Raw genomic sequence first — 12,984 nt, 5'->3', positions numbered from 1 at the left:
GCTGGATAATCCGACTTCCAGTCCTGCTGGGACATTCCCTTCACATTTCTCGAATCGTTCTTGCCGGGTCGCCGCCGACCTGCTAGCGCCTCGACCCGGGACCTTCACCCTGTCTCGGCAAACGTTCTGGGTCGAGGCACTAGCCGAGCAGGCCGGACACGATCGCGCCGATCTCGGCGATCGGTCCGGTGGTGAAGAGCCTGCGGTGCTCGGCGGTGACCGGGTAGGTGTCGATCGGGCCGTCGACGTGACCGGCCCACGCCGCCCGGGAATCCGCGCACCGGGCGTCCGCCGCAGCGGGGTCCGGTGTGGACACGATCACGGACAACCGTCCCCGGAAGGCGCGGGGCGCGTAATTCACGGTGATCCGGTGGTTGTTCTCGGCCACCGCGCCCAGCCGCAGCACGTGCTCCTTCTCGAACCCGGCCAGCGCGCTCCCCCGCTCGCGCAGGACGTCCATCACCCGGGTGTACTCCAGCCGCTCGACGCCCAGTTCCTCGGCCGAGGAGCCGACCTGGTCGAGCAGCGCGCCGAGGACCGCCTGCTCGTCGGGCTCGTGGAAGGCGAGCGGGAGGTCGGCGGTCAGCGGGATCTGGTCTACGTTGACCAGCACCTCGATCTCCTCGCCCGCCTCCTGGAGCAGCACGGCCATCTCGTGGGCGATCAGCGCGCCGAAGGACCAGCCGAACAGCCGGTACGGGCCGTGGGCCTGCACCCGCCGGATCTGCTCGACGTAGTCGGCGGCCACCGCCGCGGCGTCGCGGGGCAGCGCGGCCTCCGCGCCGATCCCGCGCGCCTGCAGGGCGTACACGCCGATCTGCGGTCGGATGTGGCGCAGCAGCGGCGTGTAGCCCCACCCGAGGCCGCCGAGCGGGTGCACGCAGAACAGCGGCGGCTCCCCCGTCGTGCTCTCCCGCAGCGGGAGGAGCACGTCGAAGGCGTCGGCCCGCTCGGCCCCGCCGTCGAGCTGCTCGGCCAGCTCCGCCACGGTCTGCGCCTGGAAGATCACCCGGTTGGGCAACCGCACGCCGAGCACGGCGCGCACCCGGTTCATGAGCTGGATGGACACGATGCTGTCGCCGCCGAGGTCGAAGAAGTTGTCGTCGATGCCGACCCGCGCCACGCCCAGCACCTCCCCGAACAGCCCGCAGAGCAGCTCCTCCCTCGGGTCGCGCGGTCCGCGCGAGCGCTCGGTGGCGGCGAACTCGGGATCGGGCAGGGCGGCGCGGTCGAGCTTGCCGTTGGGGTTGAGCGGCAGCGCGTCCAGCACGACCACCGCGGCGGGGACCATGTACTCCGGCAGCGCCGAGGACACCCGGGAGCGCAGGTCGGCGGCCACCGGCCGCGCGCCCGGCCGCGGCACGGCGTAGGCGACGAGGCGCTGGTGGCCGCCGGGGTCCGCGCGGACCAGCGCGACCGCGTGGGCGATGTCCTCGCCGTCGGTGAGGACGGCCTCGATCTCGCCTAGCTCGATGCGGAACCCGCGCAGCTTCACCTGGTGGTCGGCCCGGCCGAGGTAGTCGATCTCGCCGTCGGCGGTGTGCCGGACCAGGTCTCCGGTGCGGTACATCCGCCCGCCCGGCGCACCGAACGGGTCGGCGACGAACCGCTCCGCGGTGAGGCCCTGCCTGCCGAGGTAGCCGCGGGCCAGACCGGGGCCCGCCAGGTACAGCTCGCCCGCCACCCCCGGGGGCACCGGCCGGAGCCGGTCGTCCAGGACGCGGGCGCCGGTGTTCCACACCGGGCGGCCGATGGTGGGCGCGCCGTCGCCGGCCCGCGAGTCGGCGGAGTACCAGGCGGTGGAGTACACCGTTGCCTCGGTGGGCCCGTAGATGTTGGCGATCCCGGCGCCGGGCACGGCGTCGCGGACGCGGTCGAGCAGCGCGGCGGGCAGCGCCTCGCCCGCCATCACCACCATGTCGGCGCGGACCCGGACGCCGTCCTGGGCGAACACCTGCGCCAGCGCCGAGGGGACGGCGCTGAGCAGGCTGCCCGACCACGGCCGCTCCAGCAGCGCCAGCACGTCGGCGACCACCTCGACCGATCCGCCGCAGGCCAGCGGGGACAGCAGCTCGAAGACGGACACGTCGAAGTTGAGCGAGGTGGAGAACAGCACCCGGGAGAGCCGGTCGCGTCCGATGTCGCCGACCGCCCAGGCGAGCAGGTCCACGACACTGGCGTGCTCGACCACGACGCCCTTGGGCCTGCCCGTCGACCCGGAGGTGTAGATGACGTAGGCGGGGTGCGCGGGCAGCAGCGGGGCGAGCCGGTCGGCGTCGGTGATCGGCGCGCCGGAGCCGTCGGGCACCTCGCGCATGTCGTGCGCGGCGCTCACGTCGATGGTGGGCACCGCGCCGACGACGTCCGCCGTGGTCTCGTCCACGATGGCCAGCGCGGGGCGCGCCTGGTCCATCATGTAGGCGACCCGGTCGGCCGGGTACTTCGGGTCGACCGGCACGTACGCAGCGCCGGACTTCAGCACCGCCAGCACCGCGACCACCAGCTCCGCCGAGCGGGGCAGCGCGAGCGCGACCAGACGCTCCGGGCCCGCCCCTCGGGCGATGAGCGCGCGGGCGAGCCGGTTGGCGCGCTCATCGAGTTCCCGGTAGGTCAGCGTCCGACCCGCGAACTCCACCGCGGGCGCGTCCGGCGTCGCGGCCACCTGGGCGGCGAGGACGTCGGGGACGGTGCTGGGCGCGGCCGGGCGGTCCTCGCCGTTGCAGTCCACCAGCACCCGGTGGCGCTCGTCGGCGGTCAGCACGTCGATGTCGGCGACGGGGGCGTCCGGGTCGGCGACGACCGCGGCCAGCAGACGCAGCAGCCGCTCGCCGAGAGCGCGCACCGTGCCCGGGTCGAACAGGTCCAGGCTGTACTCGATGGTGCACCGCAGGTCCCCGGCAGACTGCTCACCGCCCGCGGTCGTCTCCGGGCCGGACTCGGCGAAGGTGAACGACAGGTCGAACTTGGCGGGCGAGGGCGGCAGCGGCTGGGCGGCCACGGCCAGGCCCGCCAGGTCCAGGTCGATCGACCCGGTGTTCTGGAAGACCAGCAGCACCTGGAACAGCGGGTGCCTGCTCAGCGACCGCACGGGGTTGAGCACGTCGACCAGCCGCTCGAAAGGCACGTCCTGGTTGGCGTAGGCGGCGAGGTCGGCCGTGCGCACCCTGGACAGCAGTTCGCGGAAGCTGGGGTCGCCGGACAGGTCGGTGCGCAGGACCAGGGTGTTGACGAAGAAGCCGACGAGGTCGTCCAGCGCGGCGTCGGTGCGGCCCGCGATCACGGTGCCCAGCGGGATGTCGCGGCCCGCGCCCAAGCGCGAGAGCAGCGCGGCCACGGCCGCCTGGGCGACCATGAACAGGCTGCACCCCGACTCCTTCGCCAGCGTCCGCAGACCGGCGTGCAGCGCGGGGTCCGCGCGCACGCTCAGCGCCTCACCCCGGTAGCCCGCCACGGCCGGGCGCCGCCGGTCGGTGGGCAGCGCCAGCTCCTCCGGAGCGCCCGCCAGGGTGTCGCGCCAGAAGCGCAGCTGCGCGGAGATGGGGCTGGCCGGGTCGTCCTCCGAGCCCAGGACCTGCCGCTGCCACAGCGTGTAGTCGGCGTACTGGACAGGCAGCTGCTGTCCGGTGGGGGCCGCTCCGTCGCGGCGGGCGGCGTAGGCGTCGGCGAGGTCGGCCATCAGCGGGCGCATGGACCAGCCGTCGCCGGCGATGTGGTGGACCACGACCAGCAGCACGTGGTCGCCGTCGGCGAGGCGGAACAGCCGCGCGCGCAGCGGCAGCTTGCGGGCGAGGTCGAAGCCCGCGCCCGCCGCCGCGGCGATCTCGACGTCCACATCGGACTCCGACACCGCGGTCACCGGCAGCTCGACCGGGCGGGCGGGCAGCACCAGCTGCACCGGGCCGTCGTCGCCGTCGGGGAAGACGGTGCGCAGGCTCTCGTGCCGGGCGAGCACATCGGACAGGGCGGCGCGCATCGCCTCGACGTCCAGGGCGCCGATCAGGCGCAGGGCCACCGGGATGTTGTAGGCGCCGCCGTGATCGCCCAGCTTGTCGAGGAACCACAGCCGCCGCTGCGCGAAGGACATCGGGATGTGCTCGGGCCGCCGCGCGCGCCGCAGCGGGGCCCGGCCCGTGGCGGCGTCGGCGAGCAGCCGGGCGAGCGCCTCGGGGGTCGGGGCCTCGAACACCGAGCGGACGGCCAGCTCCCTGCCCAGCTCCGCGCGGACCCGCCCGACGAGCCGGGTGGCCAGCAGCGAGTGCCCGCCGAGGTCGAAGAAGTCCTGCTCGACCCCGACCTCGCCGCGGCCGAGGACCTCGGCGAACAGGGCGCAGAGCACGGTCTCGGCGTGGGTGGCGGGCGCCCGGCCCGCCACCGCCTCCTCGGCGGGGGCGGGGAGCGCGGCCCGGTCGACCTTGCCGTTGGCGTTGAGCGGCAGCGCCGCCAGCACCACGAACGCCGAGGGCACCAGGTGCGCGGGCACCGCGGCAGCGACCGCCGCCCGCACATCCGCGACATCCAGCGCCCCGTCTCGCCCCACCAGGTAGGCGACGAGGCGCTTGTCGCCGGGCTGGTCCTCGCGGACCACCGCGGCGGCCGCCGCGACGCCGGGCACGGCGCGCAGCACCGACTCGACCTCGCCCAGTTCGACCCGGATCCCGCGGACCTTGACCTGGTCGTCGGCGCGGCCGACGAACTCCAGCGTCCCGTCCGGGCGGCGGCGGGCCAGGTCGCCGGTGCGGTACAGGCGCGCGCCGGGCCCGCCGAACGGGTCGGCGACGAACCGCGCCGCGGTCCGCGCCGGGTCCCCCAGGTAGCCCCGGGCGACGCCGGAGCCGCCGACGTGGATCTCGCCGACCGCGCCCACGGGCACCGGCCGCAGCCAGTCGTCGAGCAGGTGCACCGCGGTGTCGGCCGCGGCCCTGCCGATGTCGGGGGTGCCCGCGCCGCTCAGCGGGGCGCTGGCGGTGGCGGTGCAGGTGACCTCGGTCGGGCCGTAGGCGTTGACGACCCGCCGCCCCGGCGACCAGCGGGCGACCACCTCGCCGGAGAGGGCCTCGCCGCCGCTGACCAGGCAGCGCAGGCTCGGCAGCTCCCGGTCCGGGAGGGTGGCGAGCACAGCGGCGGACAGCAGCACGTGGGTGGCGCCCGAGCGGTCGATCTCGTCGGCGAGGTCGTCGCCGACCAGTGGCCCGCCGTGCTCGGGCAGGACCAGCGCGGCGCCGTGCGGCAGGGCGGTCGCCAGGTCGGCGAGGGAGACGTCGAAGGTGATCGGCACCAGTTGCAGCACCCGGCTGTCCTCGGTCACCGCGCACCGCTCGGCGTGGGTGGCCGCCAGGGCGGCGATACCGCGGTGGGTCACCACCACGCCCTTGGGGACGCCGGTCGAGCCGGAGGTGTAGACGACGTAGGCCGGGTGGTCGGGCCGGGCTGCGGTGCGCGGGGCGGTGTCCGGCTGCCCGGCCGCCTGTCCGGTGTCCACGACGGCGTGCTCACCGGGTGTGTCGGTGGCGAGTTCCCCGGCGATGTCCCCGGCGATGTCGGTGTCGGCGACGACCAGGACGGGGCGCACGTCCGCCAGCAGCAGCGCGCGCCGCTCGCTCGGCCAGTCCGGGTCGATCGGGACGTAGGCCGCGCCCGACTTCAGCACCGCCCACACCGCCACCAGCCAGTCGACGGAGCGGCGCATGACCACGGCCACGAAGCGCTCCGGGGCCGCGCCGCGGGCGATCAGCAGGTGTGCCAGGCGGTTCGCCCGGGCGTCGAGTTCGGCGTAGGTCAGGGAGTCGCCGCCGTGCACGACCGCGGTGTGGTGCGGGGTCCGCGCCACCTGCCGCTCGAACAGCTCGCCGAACAGGCGCACGGGCACCTCTTGCGAGTTCACCTCCGAGTTCAGGTCGGTGCTCACGTCGAGAAGGGCGTCGCGTTCGGCGGGCGAGAGCGGGTCGAGGGCGCCGACGGTGCGCGTCGGGTCGGCGGCGAAGTCGCCGAGGAAGCCGCGCACCCAGGAGGTCAGCGACTCGGCCGTGGCGGGCTCGACCAGCTCGGGCCGGTAGGCCAGGCGCAGCGCGAGGCCGTCGGCGGTCTCGGCGGCCATGAGGCCCATGGGGTAGTGGATGGCGGTGCGGCCCGCGGTGTCGAGCACCCGCAGGTCGCCCGCCGACTCGCTCAGCTCATCGGTGTCGACCGGGTAGTTCTCCACCACGACCAGGGTGTCGAACAGGTCGCCGCCGCCCGCGGCGCGCTGGATGTCGGCGAGCCCGAGGTACTGGTGGGCGGAGAGTTCGGCCTGCTCGCGCTGCAACCGCAGCAGCGCGTCGACAAGGCGGGCCCCCGGGTCCAGCCGGACCCTGGTCGGGACGGTGTTGATGAACAGGCCCACCATGCGCTCGACGCCGGGGATCTCCGGCGGCCTGCCGGAGACCGTGCTGCCGAAGGTGATGTCGGCGCGGCCGGTGAGCCTGCCGAGCGCCACCGCCCACGCCGCCTGCACCAGGGTGTTCAGCGTCAGACCGTGCCTGCGCGCGGCCTTGTCCACCGCGCCCGAGAGTTCGGCCCCGAGGCGCAGGCGCACCTCCGCGGAGGTGCGCGCGCTGTCCTGACCGCCCCTCGGCGCGATGAGCGTCGCGGTGGCGTCGGCCAGGTGGGCGCGCCAGGCCGCCTCGGTGGCCGCGCGGTCCTGCCCGGCCAGCCAGACGAGGTATTCGCGGTAGGGCGTGGCCCTGCCCGGTCCGGGCGTTCCCGCGCGGTAGCCGCGGAAGAGGTCGGCGACGACCAGCGGGATCGACCACCCGTCGAGCAGGATGTGGTGGTGGGTGAAGACGAACCGGTGGGTCCGCTCGCCGGTGCGGATCACGGTGAACCGGATCAGCGGGGCGGTCGCCATGTCGAAGCGGGTCGCCGCGTCCGCGGCCATGAAGTCCGCCAGCGCCACCGGGTCCAGGATCTCCACTTCGGACCAGGGCGGCTCGGCCGAGCGGGGCACCAGCTGCACGGCCGCGCCGGTGCTGTCGTAGCGGAAGCAGGCGCGCAGGTTCGGGTACCGCACCAGCAGGGCCGCCGCGGCGGCGCGCAGGCGCGCGGTGTCGAGGTCGCCCTCGATGTCCAGGGCGAGCTGGACGGTGTAGGGGTCGGCGGCGTCCCGATCGGCGGTTGCGGCCTGGAACAGCAGGCCTTCCTGCAGGGGGGAGAGCGGCAGCACGTCGTCGAGGGCGGGCTGGGCGCGCTCCAGCCGCTCGATCTCGCTCTGGGAGATGTCGACCAGCGCGAGGTCGGACGGGGTCAGCCCGCCCGCGGCGCGCGCGGCGGCGACCAGCGCCCGCAGCGCGGCGAACCAGTGCTCGGCCAGCTCCACGACCTCGGTCCCGCCGAACAGCTCGGCGGGCCAGGTCCAGGTGGCGACCAGCCGCGGGCCGTCCTCGTGGTCGTGGGTGGCGGCGTTGACGTCGACGGCGTGGGTCAGCGGCATGGCCGCGTCGACCCCGCCGCCGAGACCGGTGCCCTCGGCGGCGGCGGCCCAGTCGGTCCCGCCCCCGTCCGGCCCGGCGGCGGCGAAGCGGCCGAGGTAGTTGAACCCGATCTGGGCGCCGTCGAGCGCGCCGAGCACGGGCCCGGTCTCCGGGTTGAGGTAGCGCAGGACGCCGTAGCCGAGGCCGCCGCCGGGGACGGCGCGCAGCTGCTCCTTCACGCGCTTGGCCGCCGCGGCCAGGGCCACCGGGTCGGCCGTGGTGTAGTCGCCGACGCCGGGGTCGACGCGGACGGGGTACAGCGCGGTGAACCAGCCGACCGAGCGGGCCAGGTCCAGCTCGGCGGTGAACTCCTCCCGGCCGTGGCCCTCCAGGTCGACCAGCACGCCGGTGCCCGTCCCCCGACGCCAGCGGGCCACGGCCAGGGCGAGCCCGGTCAGCAGGACCTCGTTGATCCGTGCGCGGAACGCGGGCGCGACCTCGGTCAGCAGCGGGGCGGTCAGCTCGGCGGGCAGCGTGGTGGTGTGGTGGGCCGCGGTGCCCATGGTGTCGCGCAGCGGGTCGACCGGGCGCGCGCCCAGCGGGCGCTCGCCGCGGGCGGACATCGCCGTCCACACCGCCATCTCGGCGAGCTGCGCCGGGTCGGCGGCGCGGGCGGTCAGGGCGTGCGACCACTCGCGCACCGAGGTGCCGGTCGGGTCGAGCACGGGCGGCCTGCCCGCGGCGACGGCCTCCCACGCGGTGCGCAGGTCCGGCAGCAGGACGCGCCAGGACACGCCGTCGACCACCAGGTGGTGGGCGATCACCAGGAGCCTGCCCGGCTGCTCGCCTGCGTCGAACCAGACCACCCGGAACACCGCGCCGGTCTCCGGGGACAGGGCGCGGCGGACCCGCTCCCCGTGCTCGGCCATCGTCGCGGCGAGCTGATCGGCGGGGACGCCGGTGACCTCGACCCGCTCGACCAGGTCGGCGGGGTCCACCGCGGCCGCCCCGACGACCTCCAGCTCCCAGCGCCCGGCCTCGCGGTGCAGCCGGGCGCGCAGCGCGTCGTGGGCGGTGACCACGGCGCGCACGGCGGCGGTGAGCCTGCCCTGGCCGAGGTCGGCGGGGACCCGCAGCAGCGTCATCTGGCTGAAGCCGTCCAGCGGGCCAGCCAGTTCCCGCCACCAGTGCATGATCGGCGTCGGCGCGAACCGGCCGGTGGGGTCGATCCGCTCGGCGGGCGCGTCCTGGCCCTGCGGCACGAGCTGGGCCAGCGCCTCGACCGTGCCGTGCAGGAAGACCTCGCGCGGGGTGAGCGCCAGCCCTTCCGCGCGGGCGCGGCTGACCAGCTGGATCGAGGTGATGCTGTTGCCGCCCAAGGCGATGAACGAGTCATCGATCCCCACCGACGGCAGGCCGAGCACCTCGGCGAACAGCTTGCACAGCGTGGTCTCCACCGGGGTGCGGGGACCGCGCTGCGACACCGAGACGACGGGGCCGGGGGCGGGCAGCGCCTTGCGGTCGAGCTTGCCGTTGGCGCTGAGCGGGAGGGCGTCGAGCACGACGAACGCGGTGGGCACCATGTGCTCGGGCAGCCACGCGCCGACCTGCTCGCGCACCGCGGCGATCAGCGCCCCGGCCTCGCGCGAGGCGACGGGGTCGTTGGCGTGGGCGCGCGGGTCGCCGTCACCGGCGGGCGGCGGGCAGAGCGGGGGGACGCTGGACCCGCGCGCGCCGAACACGGCGTCGAAGCGGCCGTCGTCGGCGCCCGCGGTCCAGGTCAGGGCGACTGGCCTGCCGAGCCCGGCGGCGTGGCGCAGCACCTCGGCCGGGTCGACCCCGGTCGGCGTGCGCAGGGCGGCGAGTGCGGCGTCGAGCGGACGCCCGTCGAACACCGCGCGGGCGGCGGCGGCCTCGTGCGCCAGGCGCGCGTTGGGCAGGCCGATCACGCGGACGTCGCCCGCGTCCGCCAGCGCGGCGTCGAGGTCGGCGAGGTCGTGCACGTCGCTCCCCCAGCGCACGACCCGCACCGGCGGCTGCTCCACGGGGGCCTTGTGCAGCACCACGTCGTAGCGGTACCGGGACAGCTCGTTGTGGTGTTCGGCGGTCTTGATGCGCACGTCCGCCGTGCCGAGGTCGGTGAGCGCGGCGAAGAACTCCGGCGCGATGAGCAGTTCGCGTTCGGTGGCCATGGCCTGCTCGACCGCGGCGCGCACCGCGGCGGCGTCGTCCGGGCGGCCGTCGGCCTCCCCGGACCGGCCGAGCGCCACGGCGGTCTCGAACGCCCGCACCAGCCGCCGGTCACGCAGGTCGCCGAGCACGACGCGCCCGGTGGGGGTCAGCAGCCGCTGGGCCTGGCGCAGCACCTCGATGAGGTAGTCGGCGTTCGGGAAGTACTGCGCCACCGAGTTGATCACCACGGTGTCGAAGGCGCCCTCGGGCAGCCCGTCGGCCACGTGCGCAGGCTGCGCGCGCAGCACCACCTTCGCGGCCAGCTCCGGCCTGGTCTCCAGCTGTGCGCCGAGGTTCGCGATGACCTGGCCGGAGAGGTCGGTGCCCCAGTACTCCGCGCAGCGCGGCGCGACGTGGGCCATGATCAGGCCGGTGCCGACGCCGATCTCCAGCACGCGCCGGGGACCGCCCTCCAGCACGCGCTCGACCACGGCGTCGCGCCACTCGCGCATCTGCGGCAGCGGGATCGGCGCGCCGTCGTAGGTGCTGTGCCAGCCCTCGAAGTCCTCGCCCAGCTCGGCCTGCTCCCCGCCCGCGTAGAGGGAGTCGTAGACCGTGGCCCACTCGGCGACCTGCTCGCCCTCGGCGGCCCGGTCGCGGGCGTCCGCGGCGCGGGCGGGCACCAGGTAGCCGACGATGCGGTCCTCGCGCACGAGCGCTGCGGCGGCGGTGACGTCGGGGTGGCGGGCCAGCGCGTCCTCGACCTCGCCCAGCTCGACGCGCTGGCCGCGGACCTTGACCTGATCGTCGGTGCGGCCGATGTACTCCACCACGCCGTCGGCGCGCCTGCGGGCCAGGTCGCCGGTGCGGTACAGGCGCGCGCCGGGCTCGCCGAACGGGTCGGCCACGAACCGCTGCGCGGTCAGGCCCGCGCGCCGCAGGTAGCCGCGGGCGAGCTGCGCGCCGGAGAGGTACAGCTCGCCGGGGGCGCCGGGCGGCACCGGGCGCAGGTCGGCGTCGAGCACGTGCAGGCCGGTGTTCCAGACCGGCGACCCGATCGGCACCGGGCCGCTGCCCTCGTCGCGCCCGCAGGCCCAGTGGCTGACGTCGACCGAGGCCTCGGTCGGGCCGTAGAGGTTGTGCAGGGGGACGTCCAGGGCGGCCTGGAAGCGGGACACCAGCTCGCGCGGCAGGGCCTCCCCGCTGCAGATCACCCGGCGCAGGCCCGTACAGCGCGCCGCGTCGGGGTCGGTGAGGAAGGCGGCCAGCATCGACGGCACGAAGTGGACGGTGGTGACGCGCTCGCGCCGGATCACCTCGGCCAGGTACGCCGGGTCGCGGTGGCCGTCCGGGGCGGCGACGACGAGGGCGGCCCCGGTGATCAGCGGCCAGAAGAACTCCCACACCGACACGTCGAAGCCCGCCGGAGTCTTCTGCAGGACCCGGTCGGTGGCGTCGATGCGGTACTCCTGCTGCATCCACAGCAGCCGGTTCACGATGCCCGAGTGGGGCACGACCACGCCCTTGGGGCGCCCGGTGGAGCCGGAGGTGTAGATCAGGTAGGCCGGGGACCCCGGCCGCGGGGCGGTGAGGTCCGCGGCGGGGGCGTCCTCGGGCGGGGCGTCCAGCAGCACGCGGGGGCCGGTCCAGGGCAGGGCGGGGGCCAGGTCGGCGACGGTGACCAGCAGGACGGGGTCGGCGTCGACCAGGGTGAAGGCGATCCGGTCGGCCGGGTGGTCGGGGTCGATCGGCACGTACGCCGCGCCCGCGCGCTGCACGGCGAGCAGGGCGATGACCAGCTCCAGCGAGCGGGGCACGCACACCGCGACGAACCGCTCCGGGCGCGCGCCGCGCGCGGCCAGGCTCCTGGCCAGCGTCTCGACCCGCTCATCCAGTTCGGCGTAGGTCAGCGCGTCGTCGCCGAAGACCAGCGCGGTCGCGGTCGGAGTGGCGGCGCACTGGGCGGAGAACAGCTCCGGCAGCGTCGTCGCGGGCACGTCCCGCCCGGTCGCGTTGACCGAGGCCAGCAGCTGCCTCTCCCCGTCGCCCAGGACGTCCACTGTGGATATCAGGCGGTCCGGGTCGGCGGTGAAGGCGGCCAGGACGCGGCCGAAGCGCTCGCCCAGCGCGACGACGGTGTCGGCGTCGAGCAGGTCGGGCCGGTGGCCGAGCTTGAGCCGCAGGCCGCCGTCCTCCAGGCTGACCACCGCGCTGAGCGGGTAGTGCGTGCCGTCGCTGTTGCCGACGTCCACGATGCCGACCGCGGACGCGGCCGTGCGCAGGTTCTCCTCGTCGACGGTGTAGTTCTCGAACACCACCAGGGTGTCGAAGAGCTCCGGCAGCCCGGCGAGGGACTGCACGTCGTGCAGGCCGAGGTACTGGCAGTCCATCAGCCGCGCCTGCTCGGCCTGCAGGCGGGTGAGCGCGGCGCGCACCGGCTCGGCCGGGTCGAGCCGCACCCGCACCGGCAGGGTGTTGACGAACAGGCCCGCCATGCCGCCGACGCCGGGCAGCTCCGGCGGCCTGCCCGAGACCGTCGCCCCGAACACCACGTCGCGGCGCAGCGTCAGGCGGGCCAGCAGCAGACCCCAGGCGAGCTGGACGACGGTGTTGACCGTGACCCCCAGCCGCCGGGCGAGGGCCACGACGTCGGCGGTGAGCGCGGGGGGCAGCGCGGTGAGCACCTCGGCGCTCGGCGCGGGCACCCGGTGCGGGTCGGCGGGGGTGAGCAGGGTCGGCTCGTCCAGCCCGGCGAGCGCGGAGCGCCACGCGTCCTCGGCCGCCGCGCGGTCCTGGCGGCCCAGCCAGGCCAGGTACTCCCGGAACTGGGTGACCGGCGGCAGCCCCGAGTCGTCGCCGCCCGCGGCGTGGATCGCGAACAGCTCGCCCAGCACGATCGGCTTGGACCAGCCGTCGAGCAGCAGGTGGTGGTTGGTCACCACCAGCTTGTGCGCGCCGCCGCCGAGGGCGACCAGGGTGAACCGCAGCAGCGGGGCCGTGGCGGTGTCGAACGCGCGGGCCTTGTCCTCGGCGAGCACGTCGGCCAGGGCGGCCGAGGCGGCGTCGGGGTCCAGGGCCGACAGGTCGACGTCGGTCCAGGGCAGCGCGACCTCGGAGAGCACGACCTGCACCGGCTCGCCGGACTTGCGGTGCCGGAACCCGGTGCGCAGGATCGCGTGCCGGGCCAGCACCCGGCGCGCCGACTCGCGCAGCAGCTCGGCGTCGATGCCGCCCTCGAAGTCCAGCACGAGCTGCATGTTGTAGGCGGCCGACTGCTCCGGGGAGTACATCGCGTGGAACAGCAGGCCCTGCTGCAGCGGTGACAGCGGCAGGACTTCCTCAAGCCGGGGCTGGCTCATCGTCTGGC

Annotated in this window: 1 protein-coding gene; it reads right to left on the bottom strand. The window is 75.5% G+C overall.

The annotated features are described in order from the left end of the window. Positions 1-139 precede the first annotated feature (139 nt). Positions 140-12,976, bottom strand: coding sequence for a non-ribosomal peptide synthetase (locus tag ACFPM7_RS06425; RefSeq protein ID WP_378244835.1), 12,837 nt, complete (start codon positions 12,974-12,976; stop codon positions 140-142). Positions 12,977-12,984 lie beyond the last annotated feature (8 nt).

Source organism: Actinokineospora guangxiensis, assembly GCF_042657845.1.
Taxonomy (GTDB): Bacteria; Actinomycetota; Actinomycetes; order Mycobacteriales; family Pseudonocardiaceae; genus Actinokineospora; species Actinokineospora guangxiensis.
This window is presented reverse-complemented; position numbering and strand designations above follow the sequence as displayed.

What these genes read in the sequence shown, in the direction of transcription:
- ACFPM7_RS06425 (WP_378244835.1), bottom strand. Translation starts at nt 12,976, where the DNA reads ATGAGCCAGCCCCGGCTTGAGGAAGTCCTGCCGCTGTCACCGCTGCAG.